This window comes from Blautia sp. HCP3S3_C12 (assembly GCF_052064155.1).
Lineage (GTDB): Bacteria > Bacillota > Clostridia > Lachnospirales > Lachnospiraceae > Blautia_A.
The window spans coordinates 16,283-37,980 of sequence record NZ_JBQHWC010000022.1 but is presented as its reverse complement, the minus strand read 5'-3'; the positions used below and the strand labels follow the sequence as shown (position 1 = coordinate 37,980).

General features: G+C 42.4%; 19 protein-coding genes, 1 tRNA gene and 1 pseudogene. 11 read left to right on the top strand and 10 right to left on the bottom strand.

Annotated features, from left to right (window positions below):
- Genes ACTNDS_RS14410 through ACTNDS_RS14395 form a run of 4 tightly spaced genes read right to left on the bottom strand, consistent with a single transcriptional unit; the run spans position 1 to position 3,849 of the window.
- Positions 1 to 432 (bottom strand): ATP synthase subunit C, encoded by a 432-nt coding sequence (locus tag ACTNDS_RS14410; RefSeq protein ID WP_019163225.1) that lies wholly within the window; start codon positions 430 to 432, stop codon positions 1 to 3.
- A 33-nt stretch (positions 433 to 465) separates the two neighbouring features.
- The gene (locus ACTNDS_RS14405; RefSeq protein WP_441036546.1) at positions 466 to 2,439 is read right to left on the bottom strand and encodes a V-type ATP synthase subunit I; all 1,974 of its coding nucleotides are present in this window, start codon (positions 2,437 to 2,439) and stop codon (positions 466 to 468) included.
- Positions 2,440 to 2,458: 19 nt separating this feature from the next.
- Positions 2,459 to 3,502, bottom strand: a complete 1,044-nt coding sequence (locus ACTNDS_RS14400) for a V0D/AC39 family V-type ATPase subunit (RefSeq protein WP_441036544.1) — start codon at positions 3,500 to 3,502, stop codon at positions 2,459 to 2,461.
- Between the two features lie 35 nt (positions 3,503 to 3,537).
- Positions 3,538 to 3,849 (bottom strand): hypothetical protein, encoded by a 312-nt coding sequence (locus ACTNDS_RS14395; protein ID WP_019163222.1) that lies wholly within the window; start codon positions 3,847 to 3,849, stop codon positions 3,538 to 3,540.
- Between the two features lie 346 nt (positions 3,850 to 4,195).
- Here ACTNDS_RS14395 and trmB point away from each other — a divergent pair, with 346 nt between their 5' ends.
- The 5 genes from trmB to guaA all read left to right on the top strand — a co-directional run bounded on the left by trmB (position 4,196) and on the right by guaA (position 10,123).
- Positions 4,196 to 4,858, top strand: a complete 663-nt coding sequence (gene trmB, locus ACTNDS_RS14390) for a tRNA (guanosine(46)-N7)-methyltransferase TrmB (RefSeq protein ID WP_441036574.1) — start codon at positions 4,196 to 4,198, stop codon at positions 4,856 to 4,858.
- 182 nt (positions 4,859 to 5,040) lie between these two features.
- Entirely contained in the window at positions 5,041 to 5,211 is a 171-nt protein-coding gene (locus ACTNDS_RS14385) for a hypothetical protein (RefSeq protein ID WP_441036542.1), read from the top strand.
- A 94-nt stretch (positions 5,212 to 5,305) separates the two neighbouring features.
- Positions 5,306 to 5,378: transfer RNA gene (locus tag ACTNDS_RS14380), tRNA-Lys, on the top strand.
- A gap of 239 nt (positions 5,379 to 5,617) precedes the next feature.
- Complete coding sequence (gene feoB, locus ACTNDS_RS14375) at positions 5,618 to 7,954, top strand: ferrous iron transport protein B (RefSeq protein WP_441036540.1); 2,337 nt, start codon at positions 5,618 to 5,620, stop codon at positions 7,952 to 7,954.
- 591 nt (positions 7,955 to 8,545) lie between these two features.
- The gene (guaA, locus tag ACTNDS_RS14370; protein ID WP_441036538.1) at positions 8,546 to 10,123 is read left to right on the top strand and encodes a glutamine-hydrolyzing GMP synthase; all 1,578 of its coding nucleotides are present in this window, start codon (positions 8,546 to 8,548) and stop codon (positions 10,121 to 10,123) included.
- A 203-nt stretch (positions 10,124 to 10,326) separates the two neighbouring features.
- On the opposite strand, the pseudogene ACTNDS_RS14365 reads toward guaA, so the two are convergent.
- Positions 10,327 to 10,773, bottom strand: a pseudogene (locus tag ACTNDS_RS14365) (helix-turn-helix domain-containing protein); the annotation flags it as partial.
- A 183-nt stretch (positions 10,774 to 10,956) separates the two neighbouring features.
- Here ACTNDS_RS14365 and ACTNDS_RS14360 point away from each other — a divergent pair.
- Positions 10,957 to 11,151, top strand: coding sequence for a hypothetical protein (locus ACTNDS_RS14360; protein WP_005611072.1), 195 nt, complete (start codon positions 10,957 to 10,959; stop codon positions 11,149 to 11,151).
- A gap of 2 nt (positions 11,152 to 11,153) precedes the next feature.
- A complete protein-coding gene (locus tag ACTNDS_RS14355) occupies positions 11,154 to 12,128 on the top strand; it encodes an Arm DNA-binding domain-containing protein (RefSeq protein WP_441036536.1) in 975 nt (324 codons plus the stop codon).
- Here ACTNDS_RS14355 and ACTNDS_RS14350 read toward each other — a convergent pair.
- The 4 genes from ACTNDS_RS14350 to ACTNDS_RS14335 all read right to left on the bottom strand — a co-directional run bounded on the left by ACTNDS_RS14350 (position 12,108) and on the right by ACTNDS_RS14335 (position 16,681).
- Positions 12,108 to 13,931 (bottom strand): recombinase family protein, encoded by a 1,824-nt coding sequence (locus ACTNDS_RS14350; protein ID WP_238297847.1) that lies wholly within the window; start codon positions 13,929 to 13,931, stop codon positions 12,108 to 12,110. The two genes, ACTNDS_RS14355 and ACTNDS_RS14350, sit on opposite strands and share 21 nt — an antisense overlap.
- Before the next feature lie 188 nt (positions 13,932 to 14,119).
- The gene (locus ACTNDS_RS14345) at positions 14,120 to 14,920 is read right to left on the bottom strand and encodes a KilA-N domain-containing protein (protein ID WP_238297848.1); all 801 of its coding nucleotides are present in this window, start codon (positions 14,918 to 14,920) and stop codon (positions 14,120 to 14,122) included.
- Positions 14,921 to 14,938: 18 nt separating this feature from the next.
- Positions 14,939 to 15,838, bottom strand: coding sequence for a hypothetical protein (locus ACTNDS_RS14340; RefSeq protein WP_238297849.1), 900 nt, complete (start codon positions 15,836 to 15,838; stop codon positions 14,939 to 14,941).
- Between the two features lie 84 nt (positions 15,839 to 15,922).
- Positions 15,923 to 16,681, bottom strand: a complete 759-nt coding sequence (locus ACTNDS_RS14335; RefSeq protein ID WP_346793721.1) for a hypothetical protein — start codon at positions 16,679 to 16,681, stop codon at positions 15,923 to 15,925.
- A gap of 241 nt (positions 16,682 to 16,922) precedes the next feature.
- On the opposite strand from ACTNDS_RS14335, the gene ACTNDS_RS14330 reads away from it, so the two are divergent.
- The 4 genes from ACTNDS_RS14330 to ACTNDS_RS14315 all read left to right on the top strand — a co-directional run bounded on the left by ACTNDS_RS14330 (position 16,923) and on the right by ACTNDS_RS14315 (position 19,842).
- Entirely contained in the window at positions 16,923 to 17,105 is a 183-nt protein-coding gene (locus ACTNDS_RS14330; protein WP_238297851.1) for a transposon-encoded TnpW family protein, read from the top strand.
- A 58-nt stretch (positions 17,106 to 17,163) separates the two neighbouring features.
- Entirely contained in the window at positions 17,164 to 17,502 is a 339-nt protein-coding gene (locus tag ACTNDS_RS14325; RefSeq protein ID WP_238297852.1) for a DUF3847 domain-containing protein, read from the top strand.
- Between the two features lie 197 nt (positions 17,503 to 17,699).
- A complete protein-coding gene (mobQ, locus tag ACTNDS_RS14320; RefSeq protein WP_238297853.1) occupies positions 17,700 to 19,202 on the top strand; it encodes a MobQ family relaxase in 1,503 nt (500 codons plus the stop codon).
- Positions 19,114 to 19,842 (top strand): hypothetical protein, encoded by a 729-nt coding sequence (locus ACTNDS_RS14315; RefSeq protein ID WP_238297854.1) that lies wholly within the window; start codon positions 19,114 to 19,116, stop codon positions 19,840 to 19,842. The genes mobQ and ACTNDS_RS14315 overlap by 89 nt, the downstream gene beginning before the upstream one ends.
- A gap of 97 nt (positions 19,843 to 19,939) precedes the next feature.
- Here the strand turns inward: ACTNDS_RS14315 and ACTNDS_RS14310 are convergent, their stop codons facing one another.
- Positions 19,940 to 21,484, bottom strand: a complete 1,545-nt coding sequence (locus ACTNDS_RS14310; protein WP_346793722.1) for an ATP-binding cassette domain-containing protein — start codon at positions 21,482 to 21,484, stop codon at positions 19,940 to 19,942.
- Positions 21,485 to 21,698 lie beyond the last annotated feature (214 nt).

Genomic DNA, 21,698 nt, shown 5'->3' with positions numbered 1-21,698 from the left:
TTATAACTGTCCCAGGATCATGAAGGAGATGATCAGTCCATAGAGGGCAACACCTTCTGCAAGACCTACGAAAATAAGGGATTTACCAAGGATACTCTGATCCTCGCTGATCGCGCCCAGGGCTGCACTTGCCGCACTGGCTACGGCAATACCACCGCCGATACAGGAAAGTCCGGTTACAAGAGCTGCTGCAATGTAGCCCATACCTGTAGCAAGTCCTGCCTCAGAGCCTGCTGCTGCCTGTACGGAGGAAGCACCTGTAAACATAACTGCGATGGCGATAAGCATGGTGCCAAAGAAGAAAAATGCGTTTACACCAATGGCGGTTTTGTAACGTCCCCGGTTTTTCTCACCGATGAGATAGTAGCCGAAGGGAAGGATAATACTGAGTACCAGTGCGATTGCTAAAATAATCTGTGCTATTGTTGTCATAATTGATCTCCTTTTTATTCGTTGATTTTTTTATTATTTTGTAGGGCGGAATGGCTCAAATTTGCGTCCTGTACCTTTGTAGAAGCGGCTGAACATTTCATAGTATTCCAGACGAAGGACCTGGATACCTACGATCAGACCCTCCATACCGCTTACAAAAAGGTTTCCCAGAATTACTACTATCCAGTTCAGATGGCCGCTTTCAAAGCCGGCAAGCATGAGCACAACCTCCATCATAGCTGCATGGCTGACTGCGAAGGCTCCGATACGGACAAAGGAAAGTGTATTGGAAAAATAGCTCAGCAGGACTTCGAACATTTCGAACAGACCCTGTACAATGAACATTCCTTTTTCCTTTGGCATAACCTCAGATTTTTTTTCCACCAGAGCTGTAAGGGGCTCCTTGAAGAAGATCAGGCTCAGTGGTATGCCAAACATGATAAAGAGCAGGATTCCTCCCGGAAGTGTATGTCCTGTGAGGATCAGTGCGATGGAAACGGTAGCAGAGCCGTAGAAGACCAGACCTGCCACAGAGTTGGTGTCGAACCAGATATGCTCTGTATCGTGTGCTTTCCATGCATTGATGATATTGAAGACCATGCACAGAAGGATAAGTCCCATACCAAAACCGATGGCAACAATAAATACCGTATTCAGTTTACCGATAAAGGGTACGGTCATCATATTATTCATCGGGCGCAGCCACAATGCCGGAAACAGGTTTTCAAAGCCGAAGAAGCTTCCAAACAGGATTCCGAAGATAGTGGAAAATACACCTGCACAGCTGATGATGCCTGCCAGTGCAATGTGTTTGAATTTGTAAAGAAGGAAACCGCCGATAAACAACAGCAGTCCCTGTCCTGCATCTCCGAACATGGCGCCGAAGATAAAGGAATAAGTGATGGCCACAAACCAGGTGGGATCCATCTCATTGTAAGCCGGAAGGCCATACATATTGATATACATTTCAAAAGGCTTGAAAAGCTTCGGATTTTTTAACTTGGTTGGCGGCTGCTGGTGAGTTTCAGGCTGGATATGCTCATCGTCCTCACCATCAATAATGCAGAAAATTTTGCTGTCATCCTTGATATCTGTCTGGAAGGAATGGGCATCCTTTTCCGTCATCCATCCACATAAGATATAGAAGATATCATTTTCGCCCTTGCCCTTGGTACAGGCTGCCAGCTTGCGAATATCAAAGTTGCCGGAAAGTCTGGCAATGGCAGCTTGGGCAGCAAGAATTTCCCGGCAGTGGGAAATGAGAAAATCATTTCTCTTCTGGCTGACAGTGTTGAAATCTGACAGGATCAGGCTTCGTTTTTGGGCAAGCTGCTCAAAAGCTTCTCTTGCAGTGCCTTCATAAGAGTCCGGCATGTAAATCTTCTCGAAGTGCATAGAGGAGTATACAGCCTTTACCTTCTGGGATTCAGGTTCCGGAACAAAGTACATTCCCCAGATATACTGGTCATCTTCGTCACATTTAATAAAGATAGTATCCAGATTATCGTAGATGTATCTTTCGAATTTCTGGTAATATTCCTTTCCTATCCTTCCGAAACGGAAACGGATAAACCGGAATTTCAGGATTGAGGAAATATCAAAGTCGAGATTACGGAAAGGCCGGATCACTCGCAGGGATTCGTCCACAGTAGTCAGCTGATTCTTCAGATCAGACCGCTTTTTGTCCAGATCCTGGTAGACTGTCTGAATGCGGCGGATAGTATCCAGTGCTGTCTCCACATCCATTGTCTGAGCTGCAGCCTGTGCTGTCTCAGCTTTTACAGTATCGGCTGTAAAGCTGTTCAGTTCCTCGCAGAACAGATTGGCTGTGTTCAGTGCCTCCTTGTAAGGGTTGATCTCCAGGAAAGGAGTCAGGTTCTGAACTGTGGTCAGCTCAGAGAGAGCATTTTCCAGATGGATCTCGTATTTGGACAGGTAGGTATTTACCACCCGGTCAATATCGGCCTTGGGCCCGGTAATGCTCAGGAATTTCATTTTCTCAATCATATTGTCACCTCCTGTTTGGTTAATTGTTCTTAATATATTCTATGGCTTCTGCGGGAGCCACACCGTAGCGAACGCACTCAATGGCGATGGTCAGACGGTTTACCTCATGTTCCTTGTGGTATAAATAGGAATAGATCATAGCCACAGAGTATGGATTCCGGTGTGCTTCCTTTTCCAGGACAGTTCGCAGAATATAGTTGTAGAATTCCTCAAGGTTGGCTATAGACAGTTTGTCATATTTGGCGCCATACCAGGTCTTCCGGAAAATCCTGCGGATTTCTTCGTCAGTGGGAGCCTCTACCAGAGCGGTAATCTCTTCCTTTTTCAGTTTGTAGTTCATTGGGATCAGCAGGGCATAAATGTCTGCCGGCTGCATACCATAACAGCGTTTGGAACGCTGGATAAACTGCAGATTCAGCATATCAAATTTCTCACCGTAGGTCCGGGTAATTTCTTCCAGGTCTTTGCCGCTGAAAAGCTTCTTTTTCAGATTCCAGATCTGTGTGAAGTAATACAGATCCAGTGCCATGCCGTAATCAAAAAGCAGGGCGTTTTCATGCTCCTGGATTTTACACAGGGGATGATAGAATTCGTTTCCTTTCAGGCTGTTGATCAGCTCCTCCATAGTGGTGCAGGTGGTGAGCCGGTCCACATCAATATTGGAGTGATGTCGGAAAAAATCCCGGTAAGGGGAGACATCTACAGGGTCCGTGGCACGGTGGTCGAAAATATTGGTCATGACCTCCTTGAGTACACGGATTTCATAACGACTGGAATACAGATCCAGGAATTTGCGCTGTTCCGGATTGGCAAAATGGTAGAGCCTGGAGAAATTCTGGAAAATAGATTTCTTTAGAAGCTTTTCAATCTGCCCTCTGTGCAGAGTGGTTTCATCCAGTGAATTCCATTTGGAGGAATATTCCGGCATTCGTTTCAGATAGGCGGCTACCTGTTGGACATCTGCCAGCTGAAGGATTTCTTCAAACTGGTCCATAGTGGTCAGCCGGCTTTGCATTGCGCGGATTTTCGTGGAAAGTCCGCTGTAGGAGAGTACACCTCCCATTTTGTGTTCACTTCCTTTCCTATTAACAGCGCTTTTTACAGTTCCAGGATCTTCTGGAAAAGTTCTTTGGAAAGGCGCACGTGATTTTCATCGTAATATGTGTCCAGAGCGGAAAAGGTTGCTTCTGTTTCTGCACGCAAGGCAGAAAGGCGTGTATCTTTTTCCTCTTCCAGTTTCTGACGGATCTGCCGGATCTGGGCAGTGGTCTGAGCTTCCAGCTGTTGGTCGTAATCCTGGCAGTTTTTTTCTGCTTCTGCAGATAGCTGCTGCTTAGTCTGATTACAGTCTTCCATGATGTGCTGGGCTGTAAGTTCGATTTCAGATAATTTGTTAAGTATCTGCTCCATCTTCAACCTCCTTTGTTGGCAAAATTTTACAAAAAAGATAGATGTACTATGTGCAAAATAGTAATATCTGTTAGATATCATACACCTATTTGGAGAAAAAAACCATCTAAATTTTGCATATGGGTAAAAATTTGATAATTATTTACCGAAGCAGCGGAGCAGTTATTTGGTTATGAGCAAGTAGGGAAGTGTATTGTGAAGAAGGGAACGAACAGTAACACAGGGGATTGGTGAGGCTGACAGCAGTGTGGATGGTGGTTGACGGGAGGGGGCGGTTATGGTACGTTATAAAGATGATGTTGGGGTTTTTATCCCCATGACGATAGAAAGGGTATCAGGAGGATTTATGAGATTAAGAAATATACCGGGAGCGCAGGATGCGATTTTGGAGAGTGCTTATGTAGTTCAGGAGCCGGAGAAGCATAAGGGAAGTTGGGGAGATGTGTTTGAGAAAAAGCAGCCCCTTCATATTGAGGTTGGTATGGGAAAAGGACGTTTTCTTATGGATCTGGCCAGGTTGCATCCGGAAATTAATTATGTAGGAATTGAGATGTACGATAGCGTGCTTCTGAGAGGGCTGCAGAAGAGGGCGGAACTGGAGCAGGAGGGGATCACTTATCCGAATCTTTATTTTATGCGGGTGGATGCCAGACTTTTGCCGGAGATTTTTGCAAAGGGTGAGGTGGATAAGATTTACCTGAATTTCTCTGATCCCTGGCCAAAGGCACGTCATGCGAAAAGACGCCTGACTTCCAGGCAGTTTCTGACACGATATGATCAGATCCTGGTGCCAGAGGGTAAGGTAGAGTTTAAGACAGATAACAGAGAGCTGTTTGAGTTTTCCCTGGAAGAGGTGAAAGATGAAGGATGGAATCTGGATGCATTTACCTTTGATCTGCATCATGATGCTCAGATGTCTGAGGGAAATGTAATGACGGAATATGAGGAGAAATTTTCCTCTATGGGAAATCCTATCTGTAAGATGGTAATCTCCAGAGGACAGAACTGAAAGATGGAGAAGAATCGTATCATGGGAGTGATACGGAGGCGTGAGAACGATATTCAGAGGACAGAAGTGAAAGATAGAGAAGAACAGAGCATAGAATAAGAATAAGAGTTTGCCAGGGCAGGTGTGCAGGCAGGAGGGCTGATCTTCAGGCTGCCTGTGCAGAATGTCCGCAGGAGTTGCCGGTGAAGCGTAAACGGAAGGGTTCTTTCCATAATAAAATGATCCAGTTCAGCTATGAGCATAGAACCATGCCAAATGCCTTTAATGAACTGCGAAAATCCGTGGAAGAAGTCAACAATATGCTGAATAAGCTGTCTGAAAAGGATAAAAAAAAGGAAAAACAAAAAAAATAAAAAAATTTTAAAATACCTATTGACATTTTCTGAGGTATTTAATATAATATCACTTGCGTTGAGGCACAATACCTCAGAAAATTAAAGATGATAAGCGCTTTTAGCTCAGCTGGTAGAGCACCTGACTCTTAATCAGGGTGTCCAGGGTTCGAGCCCCTGAAGGCGCACTAAAGACACTGTTTTTGCAGACGTAGGAGCTGCGGGGACGGTGTTTTTCTTTGTTGAGAATTCACCTTGCCTACTTGACAAAAAATATCAGTTAGTATAAGCTATCCTCAGAAATTATTATTGATAAAAAACTTCAATAATAACGGATGGCAGGAACCTGAGATAAAAGCTTCTGCTGTGAAATAGACATAATCATAAATTACTAACTATGGCAAATTAAAAAGGTGAGCGAATTACAATGACATTAAAAGATTTGGAAATCGGAAAAAGTGCTGTGATCAAAACAGTTGGTGGCAAGGGGGCTTTGCGTCAACATTTCCTGGATATGGGTATGATTCCGGGAGCAGAGGTTACAGTAGTGAAATTTGCGCCCATGGGAGACCCTATGGAACTGCAGGTACATGGGTATGAATTGACCCTGAGACTTGCAGAAGCAGAGCAGATAGAGATCGAACAGATCCCCAGGCGAAGCAACAGCCATAAGAGAATTGAGGCATTAAGTGGTGCAGCGCATCCGGGTCTGGGTGAAGAGGGAAAATATCATTCCAAGAAGGATGAACATCCACTGCCGGAGGATACTATGCTGACCTATGCTCTGGTAGGAAACCAGAACTGTGGAAAGACTACCTTGTTTAACCAGCTGACAGGCTCCAACCAGCATGTAGGAAATTTCCCGGGTGTAACTGTTGACCGTAAGACGGGTACCATTAAAGGACATCCCAATACAGAAATCACGGACTTACCTGGTATCTATTCTATGTCACCATACAGCAGCGAGGAGATTGTTTCCCGTAATTTTGTACTGGAGTCAAAGCCAAAGGCTATCATTAATATTGTAGATGCCACTAATATAGAAAGAAATCTGTATCTGACCATGCAGCTGCTGGAAATGGATATTCCTATGGTTGTAGCTCTGAATATGATGGATGAGGTAGTCGGAAACCAGGGTTCTATAGACGTGAATATGATGGAAGCTTTGCTGGGAGTGCCGGTAATCCCCATTTCTGCAGCAAAAAATGAGGGCGTGGATGAATTAGTGAAGCATGCCTTACATATTGCGAAATATCAGGAGCGCCCGCTGCGCCAGGACTTTTGTGATAAAAACGATCATGAGGGATCTGTCCACCGGTGTATTCATGCGGTCATGCATCTGATCGAGGATCATGCAGCCCAGACGGACATTCCGGCACGTTTTGCGGCAACCAAGGCGATCGAAGGGGATCCGCTGGTTCTGGAAAAGCTGAAACTTGATACAAACGAGTCGGAAATGCTGGAACATATTGTGCAGCAGATGGAGACAGAGCGTCAGGTAGATAGAAGTGCAGCCATTGCAGATATGCGGTTTGACTTTATTGAACGATTGTGTGAGCAGACAGTTGTGAAACCAAAGGAAAGTAAAGAGAGGATTCGAAGCGAGAAAATAGACCGGATTCTTACCGGAAAATATACGGCAATTCCCTGCTTTATTGGAATTATGGTTCTTGTTTTTTATCTTACCTTTAATGTGATCGGTGCCTGGCTGCAAAGTCTGCTGGAAATGGGAATTGATAAAGTGTCTGAACTGGCAGATGCAACGTTGACAGCAGCTCATGTGAACAGTGCTATGCACAGCCTGGTGATCGATGGTATTTTTACAGGAGTGGGAAGTGTACTCAGCTTTCTGCCCATTATTGTAACCCTGTTTTTCTTTTTGTCCCTGATGGAGGACAGCGGATATATTGCCCGTGTGGCATTTGTAATGGATAAGCTGTTGCGTAAGATCGGTTTATCCGGACGAAGCATTGTACCTATGTTAATCGGATTTGGATGTACAGTTCCGGCAGTTATGGCTACGCGTACTCTTACCAGTGAGCGTGACCGAAAAATGACCATACTGCTGACACCGTTTATGAGCTGTACGGCAAAGCTTCCGATATATTCCTTTTTTGTAAGTTCCTTCTTTCCGAAGAAGGGCGGACTGATCATGGCAGGACTTTATCTGTTGGGAATTTTAGTAGGAATTCTGGTAGCATTTTTGTATAACGGAACTCTTTTTAAAGGAGATCCGGTACCTTTTGTGATGGAGCTTCCTAACTATCGTCTGCCGGGAGCGAAGAATGTGACACAGCTTTTATGGGAAAAAGCGAAAGATTTTCTGCAGAGGGCATTTTCAGTAATTCTTCTGGCAACCATGGTAGTCTGGTTCCTTCAGAGCTTTGATCTGCATCTGAATTTAGTAAAGGATTCCTCTGACAGTATTCTGGCTTTAGTGGCAGGCTGTCTGGCACCTGTCTTTAAGCCCCTTGGACTGGGAGACTGGAGAATCTGTACAGCTTTAATCAGCGGATTTATGGCAAAGGAGAGCGTAGTGTCCACTCTGGAGGTCCTTTTTGCAGGAAGTATTACGTCTGTGCTTACACCACTGGCAGCAGCATCATTGCTGGCGTTCAGTCTGCTTTACACTCCATGTGTGGCAGCAATTGCATCTGTGAAACGTGAACTGGGTGGCAGATGGGCGGCATTTGTAGTTCTGTGGCAGTGTGCCATTGCGTGGATCGTTGCATGGATCGTACATTTAATAGGTGGAATATGGTAGAAAAAACAATCCCGTCAGCAACTTGTGCGTACTGCTGACGGGATTTTCACATTTTAAAAAGAAGGAGTACCGGGTCTTGCGACCCGGCAAGTATGAAAAAGAAAAAGTTTTATCAATAAAGCATTTGCTTTATCTGTTTAATACTATACAGGGAAAATGTGAGCAAAATGTGATGTGAAATTGAAAAAAATGTGATGAAATTCTAAAAAACTTATAAAATGGCCTGCAGGGATAAAAAAACAGACCCGTAAAAAGCCTGTAAAAAGAAGGAGGGCCGGATCTTTCGATCCGGCTAAGTATGAAAAAGAAAAAAGTTAAAATTTATATGATGAAAAAGCAATTGCATTTGTTCTGTAAAGCATTTGCTTTATTTGCTTATTAATATACAGGGAATTTGTGAGTAAAATGTGATGGACTGTTGAAAAAAACGTGATTAAATTCTAAAAAACTTATAAACTGGCAGGAAGAAAACACAAGGTGGAAAACTGAAAATAAGCATTGTAAAAATCCGAACTGTAATTTATAATAAAATTCCATGGTAACGGTTCAATATCTTTACAGTTACAAATAATGAGAAACAAGGAGGAAAACATGAAAAGAGAAACAGTCGTCGTACTGGATTTCGGCGGTCAGTACAATCAGCTGGTTGCCAGACGTGTGAGAGAATGTAACGTATACTGCGAAATATATTCATACAAGACCGATCTTGAGAAAATCAAGGCAATGAATCCTAAGGGAATCATCCTTACCGGTGGTCCGAACAGCTGCTATGAGGCAGATTCACCTACATGCAATAAAGAATTATTTGAGCTTGGTATTCCTGTTCTGGGACTCTGTTATGGCGCACAGCTTATGATGCATATTCTGGGCGGAAAAGTTGAGAAAGCAGATGTGAGCGAATATGGAAAGACAGAGGTTCTGGTAGATAAGACAGATTCCAAAATCTTCAAAGACGTATCTGAAAAAACAATCTGCTGGATGAGCCACACAGATTACATTTCCCAGGTTGCACCAGGATTTGAGATTGCTGCTCACACAGCAGACTGTCCGGTAGCAACTGCACAGAATGAGGAGAAGAAGCTGTATGCGATCCAGTTCCATCCGGAAGTGCTTCATACAGTAGAAGGAAAGAAGATGCTTTCCAACTTCGTACTTGGTGTCTGCGGATGTGCCGGAGACTGGAAAATGGATGCCTTTGTTGAGCACACTATCAGAGAAATCCGCGAGAAGGTCGGAGACGGAAAAGTTCTCCTTGCCCTGTCAGGTGGTGTTGACTCTTCCGTTGCAGCAGGACTTCTTTCCAGAGCAATCGGCAAGCAGCTTACCTGTGTATTTGTAGATCATGGTCTTCTTCGTAAAGATGAGGGAGATGAGGTTGAGGGTGTATTCGGACCAAACGGTCAGTTTGACCTGAACTTTATCCGCGTCAATGCACAGCAGAGATACTATGACAAGCTGGCAGGTGTTACAGAGCCTGAAGCAAAACGTAAGATCATCGGTGAAGAATTTATCCGTATTTTTGAAGAAGAGGCCAAGAAGATTGGTGCGGTAGATTTCCTGGCACAGGGAACTATTTATCCGGATGTTGTAGAGAGTGGTCTGGGCGGAGAGTCCGCAGTGATCAAATCTCACCACAATGTAGGCGGACTTCCGGATTTCGTTGATTTCAAGGAAATCATCGAACCGCTCCGCGACCTTTTCAAGGATGAGGTTCGTAAAGCAGGTCTGGAGCTTGGAATTCCGGAGAGACTGGTATTCCGTCAGCCATTCCCGGGACCGGGACTTGGAATCCGTATTATCGGTGAAGTTACTGCAGAGAAGGTTCGTATTGTACAGGATGCAGATTTCATTTATCGTGAAGAGGTAGACAATGCTGCAGCTGAGTATAAGAAAGAACATGGTGAAGATCCTTCATGGATGCCGAACCAGTACTTCGCAGCACTGACAAATATGCGAAGTGTAGGCGTTATGGGTGACTTCAGAACTTATGATTACGCTGTAGCGCTCCGCGCAGTGAAGACCATCGACTTCATGACAGCCGAGTCTGCTGAGATTCCGTATGCAGTACTGAATAAAGTTATGAACCGCATTATTAACGAAGTTAAAGGCGTTAACCGCGTATTCTATGACCTGACCAGCAAGCCACCAGGTACGATTGAGTTTGAATAATGAAAAAATTCTGGAAACCCTTATAAACAGGGCATTTCCGGGCACAAGAAGTTCTATTTGATAACAAAATGATAACACCGGATATTTAGGTAGTATTTATCAGCAATCCGGTGGTTGTCAGGTAATATGTGTGAAACCAACAAAAAAGGTCTTACTGAATTGAGTGAAATCAATTTGGTAAGGCCTTTTTTCGTTGGTTTTTATGTTGTTTTTTTCGGGTAATTGTACCGCCACTGGTCATATTCTTCTTTGGTGATCTCCCCGGATTTTAGTTTTTCTGCCTGTTCCTGCCATGCGTAGAACATATCAAACATAGAAAGGTAGGTGGTTCCTTTGGACTTATCCAGCCGGAGACAGAGTTCTCCGTCAATTTCTCCAATATGAAGTCCGTAAAGGTCTTCTAATGTAAATAAGGTGTGCATCAGCCCAACATAACTGTCAATGTCCGGTACAGCGAGTGCATGAGGGGAGACCTCAAAAATGTCAGCCAGTGCATTCAGATAGTTTTCCTTTGGACTGCGAGAGCCTTTTTCGTACTGTGCAATGCGGACATCAGCCTGTGATTCGCTGAATCCCAGCTGTTGACCTAAATATTTCTGCGTGAATCCACGCAGAAGTCGAAAATGATGAATTCTTTCTCCTATTGCCATGCTCATATCTCCTGTCTTTTACTTGATAAATTGAGTATAGCATATATGTATAGTACAGACAAGGAGAAACCATACAAAAAAGTATAGAATTTTTGTTTTGAAACACTTGACCAATACAAAAAAGTATAGTATCATACGGACTATACAGAAATGTATAGTGAGAAACGAAGGAGGGATTTTACAATGAGTAAAATGTTTATGAATGTAAAAGAGGTCATGGAAGTTCTGGAAGTATCGGAATCCTACGCTTATAAGCTGATGAAAAGGCTGAACAGGGAATTACAGGCGATGGGATGCCAGACAATTGCAGGAAAAGTTGACCGGAAGTATTTTTACGAACAGTTCTACGGAACGAGATCAAACGATGGGAGGAATTAAGAATGGCAATTTACAAGACTGAAAGCAATAACACATGGTACGTTATGGTACGGTATCAGGACTGGACCGGCGAACGTAAGCAGAAATGCAAAAGAGGATTTGCAACAAAAAGAGAAGCTGCACAGTGGGAGCAGCAGTTCATACTCCAGAAGAAAGCCAGTATGGATATGGAACTGGAGAGCTTCTGCAAATTATATGAGGAAGATGTGAGACCAAGGCTGAAAAAGAGTACCTGGCTTACAAAGGAAAATATTATCAAGTCCAAGATTTTACCCTATCTGGGAAAAAGAAAGGTGTCAGAAATCACCGCAAAGGATGTTTTGGACTGGCATAATGAGCTTCGCAAATTGACAAGCAGGAAAGGAAAACCTTTATCCCCTACTTATCTGAAAACAATCCATGGACAGTTGAGTACGATTTTCAACCATGCGATCAAGTTTTATGATCTTAGCATGAATCCGGCAAGGAAAGCTGGCACAATCGGCTCAGAAGAAAGCAAGGAAATGCTCTTCTGGACAAAGGCAGAGTATAAACAGTTTTCAGAAGAAATGATGGATAAACCACTTTCCTACTATGCGTTCCAGTTATTGTACTGGTGCGGAATCAGATCCGGGGAGCTTTTGGCTTTAACTCCTGCGGATTTCGATTTCCAGAAGAGAACGTTGCGGATCAACAAATCCTATCAGCGTTTAAAGGGAGAAGATGTGATCAGCACTCCGAAAACAAAGAACAGTGTCCGTACTGTAACTATGCCAAAGTTCTTATGTGACGAAATGCAGGATTGTTTGAAGTTATATTACAGCCTGCAGCCGGATGACCGTATTTTCCCTGTAACTAAGTATTATCTGAACCATGAAATGGAAAGAGGATGCAAAGCAAGCGGTGTGAAAAAAATCCGGGTGCATGATCTCAGACACAGCCATGTTTCACTTTCACAGGGTTATTTCTGGGACAGTCTATCTGACTGCCTCAGATAACCCTTTTTCTTTTGCCTCACGTTCCGCCTTTTCACGCTCATATTTGCGACGCATATAAGTACGGTTCCATGCACGCTTACGGCGTTTGCGGTCTTCTTCTTTTATCTGTTCAGGTGTAAGCTCCGGCATCGGAACATCCAGCTTACCCACATACTTGAGATAAATATCAATCTGCTGAATTCTGTCACCGGTTGATTTGTCTGCTTCGTGTACCACGATTTTATCAACAAACTCATGAATCATAGGAGTAGTAAGTTCTGTGAAATCTGTGTATCGGTGTACAAGTTCAATAAACTTATCTACATTATCAGCATTCTCCTGATAGTCATTAAAAGTCTTTTCTAAAGCATCTACTGATAATTCCAATTCATTTTGTTCCGTTTCGTAGTCAGCCAAAAGCATTTCAAACCGCTTGTCACTTAGCTTCCCATTTACATTGTCCTCATAGATTTTCTTAATGAGGGTATTTAATTCTTTGATACGTTTCTGCTCTCTGGAAAGACGTTTTTTCAGTGCTTTGGCTTCGCTTTCCTGTTGAAGCTCCGTAGCACTGCGAACCTTTTCGATAAACTCGGATTCATGCTCCATCACATAAGTGCTGGTAGCTTTAATAACTTCCAAAAGCAAATCCCTGATAACATCCGTGCGGACATGATGCTGTGTGCATCTGTTTTCAAACTTGCTCTTTGCCTTACTGTAGGTGGAGCAGGTGTAATTGTCCTGTGCATTGGTGTACTTTCCGGTAGGATTACCATCCTTATCCCTCTTTTCATAACCGCCGGTGCGGTGGTTGAACATCTTAGCACCGCAGTCAGCACAATATACCAGTCCGGTCAGAGGATTGATGTCACCTTTCTTGGTGGGACGGTGCTTGGTTTCACGGATTTTCTGAACAGTAAGCCATGTTTCTTCGTCCACAATCGCTTCCTGAGTATTCTCAAAGATAACCCAGTCCTCCGGTGAATTATGCACAGAATGTTTATCCTTGTAGGATTCCTTTTTGGTACGGAAATTTACTGTATGCCCCATATATTCAGGTTTTCTTACAAGGTCTGAAATCGTAGAAGCAGTCCAAGTGAATGGTCTGTTCATGTCACAGCTTCCCCGACAGGTTCCAAGTCCCTGCTTTGCAAGATAATAGGAAGGTCTTTCAACCTTTTCATCCTTCAGAATCCTTGCCACCTGCATCGGTCCGTTTCCCTCAATGATAAGCTGATAAATACGTCTTACCACTGTGGCAGCCTCTTCATCAATAATCCAATGGTCTGGGTCATCAGGGTCTTTCTTGTACCCGTAAATTGCGTTGCTTGTCAGATGTTTTCCATCCATTCCCTTATTATGAAGTACGGATTTGATTTTCCGGCTGGTATCACGTACATACCACTCATTCATAATGTTAAGAAATGGGGCAAATTCGTTACTGCCATCGTTTAGAGCACTGTCCACATTGTTGGAAATGGCAATAAATCGCACATTTTTCTTTCGAAACAGCACTTCCGTATAAAAGCCTACTTCAAGGTAATTACGTCCGATACGGCTCATATCCTTTACGATAACGCATCCTACAGTGCCATCTTCAATATCCGCAAGCATACGCTTCCAGTCAGGTCTGTCAAAATTGGTTCCCGACCAGCCATCATCCGTATAGTGACGTAGGTTGACAAATCCCTGCTCGGTTGCAAATTTCTCCAACATTTTCTTCTGATTTATAATACTGTTGCTGTCACCACTCAGTTCATCATCACGGGATAATCTCTCGTAGAGTGCAGTGATTTTGTTAAGTTCCGGTTGTTTTGTTTTCATAAGATTCTCCTTTCAAAACAAACAACCAGCTTATCTGTGGTTTTATTCTACCACGAATAAGCTGGTTTGTGTAAAAATAATTATTGTCTCACTAATAGGAGAAATCCGAAAGAAAATCGGAACTGTTTTGTAAAACTTATAAATTTTAATTCCCCCGAATTCGGGGGAATTAGAAAAATGCAATTGAATTACTTCAATACCTTTGGATTTTGTTCTTCCAAAATGGACATTTGATGTATGGCAATCTTATTTAATTTTATCAGACGTTCTTTCTGACTTAATCCGTCTTCAATCAAAACTGCATTGATATTTTCCATGTTGGAAAGACAAATCAATTCATTAATGCTAGCATAATCTCTGATATTCCCCTTTTTGTCAGGATGTTCTTCACGCCACTGCTTGGCAGTCATACCAAACAATGCCATATTTAATACATCTGCTTCGGATGCATAGATTACAGAGGTCTGCTGTGGTGTAAGCTCAGCTGGAATCAGATTTGTTTTTATGGCATCTGTATGTATTCGGTAATTGATTTTTGCCAGCTCTCTTTTCGCACTCCAGCCAAGTAAAGCTTGTTCTTTCTTTTTTAACCGTTCAAATTCCTTAATCAGATACAGCTTAAACTGAGGAGATACCCAACTTGCAAACTCAAATGCAATATCCTTGTATGCGTATGTTCCACCATATCGTCCAGCTTTAGCTATGATACCTTTTGAATTGGTTCTGGTTACCCATTGCTTAACCGACATAATGAAACGATTCAGACCAGCTTCCTGCATAATTTCTTCATATGCATGGATATCAAAATCTTCGTTATACATTTCTTCCCATATACCAAGAAATTCTATTGTATTTTTATTACGAAGCCACTTCTCAATCAATGCCGGTCCGTTATCAATTTTTCGCACCATATCTGTTAAAGAAATATAATCATCTTCTTCAATCTGTAATACCTGTATTTCAGTACCATCGACATTGAGTTTTTCCATAAATCAGCCGTCCTTTCTTTATTCTTTATCCTTCGCCCGGCTCTTATACACATTATACTGGTTCTTGCATTTGCCGCTGCAGAATACGCTGTTTGGTCTGTTGGCAATAAAAGCATTGCCACAATGCTTACATACCCGGAGTGTGGATTTTTCATCGGTAAGCATAAAGGAAAACATCATCTGCACACCAAGTAAGAGGGAGTGGAAATCCCAGACAATGGTAGGTCGGTCAAGCAGCTCTATGTGATAGGTTGGTGCAATACCGCCAAATGCCGCCATGCCCTGACGGTAAAGCTGTTTTTGCATATCATCCAGCATGTCAAAGTCCTGATAGTAGAGAAAGCTTGACATAAAGGTAAATGCCCAGTCTTTAAATAAAGTCACAAGCCAGTCATACCGTTCTGCATATTCTTTCTGGAAACTCATCATTACTGCCTGCGATTTGTTTTTCATGGTCATAATCAGTGCCATCATCTGCACATCGTCCGTACTCCATGAAGATTCCATCCCTTTTTTTACAAAATCAATCTTATCAAAGGGAAAGAAGTAAGAAAGATATTTTTCCGTAGTCATGCTTTCCTCTTTGATGAAATGGTTCTTCGGCAAATATACCGCATGGTAGGTAATAAAGTCCGGTGTGGTAGGAAGTGCTGTCATAAATCCAAGCAGTCCGTAACAGGTAACAAAATCCATAATGGCACTCTGCAAACGTTCCTGTGTATTATTTTTGTCCATGCACATCAATCCAAGGTTTACCGCCTTTAATACAATCTGCTCCGAATCCTTTAGCGGATTATAAAGAGACACTTTCGCATCCGGTGAAGGTGTGATGTACAACGTACCTTCTTTATCTTCCTTCCATTCATATTTGTCATAACGTGCCCAGTTGGAGCTGGTTCTCTTAAATAGGTTACTCATAAAAGCCTCCAATCTGTCTGCTCTAAAATGTAATCTGTATCATTGGAAAATATATTACTATCATACCAAGCATGTCCTACAAGGTCAAATGGTATTTGTGATTTCTTTCGTTTTCTTATTCTTTTTATCCGTAATCAGTGACCGATAGGTATCATAAAAAATCTGCTCCGTCTTCGTAAGGGAAATGTGATTATCCACTCTGTTTTGTAGTGCCTGCATAAAGGATTTACGAAGCTTTTTTAACATGGTGTCACGGATTTTTCGGATATTTCTGTCGGTCTGCTCTCTACATGCTGCAATTAACTGGCAGGAGTATCCCTTAATGGCAAGCTGATATAAAAGCTCCTTCTGTACATCTTTTAACGCAAAGATTGCTTTAGAAATATCCTCGTCTGTTACCAGCTCATGTATTTCAAAGGGGCAGTCATAAATGGCATCAAGGAAATCCCCTTTCAGTATCTGCTTCCAGAAAACATGCCGGATGGGAGCAGGAATTACAATCTCATCCGGTGACATTCCCCATTCAAGGGGAACATCCGATCTTCCTATTTCATGGTAGCGTTCCTTACGTTCCCGGTTGGCATCAAACCTGTTCCACCATGTAACCACATTTGCAAATTCCTCCTCGGTTCTGGCAGAATCCTCAAGACGTGTCAGTGCTTCCTGTTCCAGTTCACGTTTCAGCTTGTTTCTTGTTGATGCTTCCGGTATCCCTGATACTTTCGGCTCATTTTCCATCTCAAGTTCTATTTCAAGAATAGCGGCATTCTCCCGTTCAAGGGCATCCGTCAGGTCATCTTCCGGCATGTCTTCTTCAAAATAATCATTTGTACATTCCTTCAACAGGGATTCACCACCTTTCAAAAAATATTTTCAAAACTTTTATAAAAAACAGTTCCGTTTTGGGACTGCATTTCTCCTATAGGTGAGGAAGTAATCTTATTTATCGAAAAAAGATTACTTAATACCATAAGAAAGGAGCCGGATTTTATGAAGATTTGTCTTATCCGTTGTCGCAGTCCGTCAAAGATACTTTGATTATAGCAAACATATGTTCACATTTCAAGGAGGAGGTGAAATAATTATGGAGCAGACAGCAAGTAAAGAGCAGGCGATGTCCTCTTTTACCAAAAGAAAAGGACAGACCACCTATAAGGTAAATGTGTTTTTCGCAGAGAATACTACAGCTACCTTTGAGGATAAGCTTTTGCATCTGATGGCAAATGATATTGCCAACCGGAAGCAGGGTATACCGGATGCAGAGTAATTGTTGCACAAATCAATTGTTTTTAAGCTGATATTTCATCAGCAGGAAGGAGTTTTGTATGGGTAAATCAACCAAAACCTATGAAGAAAGAATCCAGGAGAAGGATTTAAGGATCGAGAAGCTGGCACAGGAACTGAAGCGTTATGAGGCACAAAAGAAGCAGCTGGAGAAACGAAAGAAGGAGGAAGAACGGAAAATCCGTACCCACCGTCTGATTGAAATTGGTGCGGCGGTGGAGTCAGTTCTTGGAAGATGTATTGAGCTGGAAGAAATCCCTAAGCTGATTGCATTTCTAAATAAGCAGGAAGCCAACGGGAAATTTTTCTCCAAAGCAATGCAAAAAGGTCCGGATACAGATATGAAAAAAGAGGAAGTTGGGGAGTCAGGAGTTTCCTGATTCCCTTCTCTTTTTAGGGAGAAGGGCGCACTTATAGACAGGCAGAGCCTGTCTATTGCGCGCGCTCTGCGAGGCTTATGGGAAGCATCTGGGTTTTAAAAGATAAACTTTCGGAACGGTCTGCTTCCCATAGGAAGAACCCCTCCGGCGTTCTTCCACATAAGAATATGCACTTTTAACGAAGGAGGATATGCACTATGTCAATTTATCATTGCAGTATCAAAATCATTAGCAGGAGTGATGGAAAATCGGCAGTTGCTTCTTCTGCCTACCGCTCCGGCGAAAAGCTCATGGATGACCGCACAGGTCTTGTTCATGACTTTACGAAAAAGCGTGGAGTTGTATTTACAGAAGTTGCACTTCCGGCACATGCTCCGCCGGAATATGCTGACCGGAATGTATTATGGAATGCGGTGGAAAAGGCAGAAAAGAAATCCAACGCACAGCTTGCGAGAGAGATAGAAGTGGCACTTCCAAAGGAGCTTTCAAGGGAATGTCAGATTGAAATTGTAAGAAGGTATGTGCAGGATAATTTTGTTTCCGTTGGCATGTGTGCCGACTGGGCATTGCATGATAAGGGTGATGGCAACCCCCATGCTCACATTATGCTGACCATGCGTGGCATCAAACCCGATGGCACATGGGCACAGAAGGAAAAGAAGATTTATGCCCTTGATGAAGACGGAAACCGCATTCCACTCATTGACCCTGCTACCGGAGAGCAGAAGCTTGGTAAACGGAATGAAAAGCTTTGGAAACGCATTACTGTAGAACCAAATGACTGGAACGAACACAGTAAAGCAGAAATCTGGAGAAAATCATGGGCAGATATCTGTAACGAATATCTGTCTTTGGAACAGCAGATTGACCACAGAAGTTACAAACGGCAGGAGCTGGATTTAGAGCCTACCATCCACGAAGGGTATCGTGCCCGCAAGATGGAGAAGGCAGGCTTTGTTTCTAATCGGTGCGAATACAACCGGATTGTAAAAGCTATCAATTCACTTAAGACAAAATGGTTACAGACAGTCCGTGAATTACAACAGACCATTATAGAGAAAGGACGTTTTTTATATGAACGAATTGCAGGATACCTTGGAGGAAATCATGAAGATTTTTTCCTCACAGGAAGAGATGCTGGACATCATGGAGGAACAGCAGAAGGAGTTGGATTTTCTTCGGAATACGATTCAGAAGCAGGACGAATTGCTGAAGAAATTGAACGAAGAGAATGCCAAGCTGTCGGCAGAGAATCAGGAATTAGCCGGACAGAATCTGCGATTGCAAACACAGAATCAGCAATTGCAGAAATTATGCAAAGAGTAAAAGAGAAAGCGAGGGAACGAGATGAACGAATCAGAAAACTTAAAGAACGAAGACGACTTGTTGAGTCTGTCGGAGACACTTATGGAGGAGAACGAAACTTACCGTCATCGGATAAATCAGTTGGAGAATCAGATACAGACGCATTTATCCGACAGGCAAAAGCTGAAATCGCAGATACAATCCATGCAATCAACTCTGGACGCAATAGCGCAAGAGAATCAGAACTTGAACGCTCATATCGCCAGATTAGCAGAGAGCGATTTGGTACTGGTGGAGAACGAGAAGTTGAAAAAGGAAAATCAGCAGGTGCTGGCAGAGAAAGAGAAGGCTCAGAGAATCTTCGCAGAAGCCGAGAAAAAGGCAGAGAACGCTAATGTTGTCTTAATGAAAGCGAAGGCATTGGAAGCTGATTTTAACAATCATATTTCCGTTGAAGCTAAGCATATCCGCAAGCAAGTAAAAGCAGATATGCAAATACAGTTACAGGAAAAGTTGCGAACGCAAACCGCTACACTTGGCGTATGGACATGGGTAATTGCTTTTATCAGCATTGTTCAAACTGGTTATATCTTTTTTGTCAACAAAGATGTAGTTGCCACCATACCTGATTGGTTTCTGAATCGTGGCAGGAATGTGATGAACATTTCAAATTTGCTTTGTAGGGTGTATCAGTGGTGCTATGAATATCTGGCTCAGTATGTCCATTCCTATGTGGCAGTTGGTATTATTGCTTTAGTGTCTGTTGGGATTGCGGCAGGTGTATTTGTACTTGCGAAAATAGCATTTGACAGGATTACAGAAAAGTGTGATGACCGATGGCAATATTACAAAAACACTGGTGTTGCAGAACTTAGAAAGGCTGTGTCCGTAGCACTTTGTGTTATCAGTGTTACATTGTCAATGTTATCTGTTTCACTGATTCCGGTAGATATTAATGTGCTAAGCTGGTGGCTTATTCTTTCGGCAGGTCTGAATTTTTTGTATCATGGCAGTTGTAAGGGCAGTTACCATTAATGCATAAAAGTACTCCCATGGGCAGATGAAATCTGCTCACGGGAGAGTAATACAAAGGCGGTTCAAACTGGAAGTTGTCAGTCTTTCATCTTTTTTATCACTCACTAATTAACTGTAATCCATTAGGATTTAGCTGATATATTTTATCACACACCTCTTCAATGTACTTTCTATCGTGAGAAATGCTAATGACAGCCCCTGGAAATTCTCGGAGCATTTTTCTTATTACCGGGCCGGATAATGGTGAAAAATTTCTTGTAGGCTCATCCAGAATAAGAACATTCGCACCACTTAAACTCATCCTCAAAAGAAGCACTTTCGCCTTTTGTCCACCAGACAACTCCCGAATAGGATGCTCCATTTCATCTGGCGTGTATTTAAGTGAACCTAGGTATGTTCTAATTCTTGTACGCTCTTCTTTATCTCCTGTTTTATCAAGGTAATCAACCGGTGTAACAGATAGCTCCAACAAATCTTCATAATTTTGGGGCATATATTCTGCTTTAATATCATTCCGATTCATAAGTTCTTCCGCTATCTTTTTTAGAAGAGTCGTTTTTCCTGCCCCGTTGGCTCCTATAATACAGATTTTCTCTGATCCTTTTATTTTCAAATAAATTCCTTCTGCCAAAATTCTTTCGCCTTCTGGAGTCATTAGCTTTGAAAGTTCATATTCTATGACCGTTTTCCCTGTTGGAATGTATGCGTTTTTATCTCCTAATTTAAAAAAGATTGCTTCTTCCTGCTCCGGCATTTGCGTCATATTTTCGTCTTCTCTTTCAAATCTTCGCCCCATAGCCTTAACTGTGTGCATTTTGTCCTTCAAATTCTTTGCCACCGACGGCGCTTGTCTGGAACAATTTGCTAATGCGCTTTGCACACTCTGAGACACTCTTTGATATTTCTCATCTCGAATCTTTTTTTCCCTACGGTCACATAGTGCCCTCTGTTCTTGAAGTTCAAATTTATGAAGCCGTTCCTCCACATAGTTTCTATAGGGAAGCTTGGCCACGGTATATCTCGCTTCTGTTTTTCGCTTAATCTGCTCGATATGTATTACCATGTTGGCGGTACGCTCTATCAATGTTTCATCGTGTGAAATAAAAAGCACAATATGTTTCCATTCATTTATGGTTTTTTCCAGTAATGTAAGCGTCGCAATGTCAATATCATTTGAAGGTTCGTCTAACAATAGCACAGAAACATCGCGAATAAAAAGCCGCATGAGTTGTACCTTGACTTTTTCTCCTCCTGAAAGGCTCCCCATCATCTGACTACTGTAGAAAAAATCATTTTTTATTCCAAATTTTCCTGCAGTAACAGACAGTTCTTTTGGCGTTTTCTCCCAGAATATTTCTTCCTCAGAAAAATACTCGTATACGGTTTTTTTCTTATCTTCATCGGGCATCTCTTGCGGAAGGTAACCAAAACGTTCGTTTCCCATTACTCTTTCCCCATCCGCTTCTATATAGTTTTCTATAAGCGATGGATCATATATCCACTTCATTAATGTTGATTTTCCGTTCCCTTCTTCTCCAATGATAACTGCTTTATCTCCATCATTTAGCACAAGGTTGAAATCATCAAGAATTACTCTCAGGTCTTTTTTATGTGTTAAATTTAATTTCTTTATCTGTAACATAAAGTTCCTCCTTTTCGAAACACGAGTCAATTATTTTTGTACACACAAAAACGAGCCTTTTTTGCATACGCAAAAATAGACTCGCCAAATAGACCTTTATTCCTTTCCCTAAGGAAAAGCAAAGGAAATGCCTCTTGCGATAATCCAACTTAAGCGTACACAAAAATAAACCTATTTTCTACAGGCTCAATAACTATATGTGTCTTACTTAAAT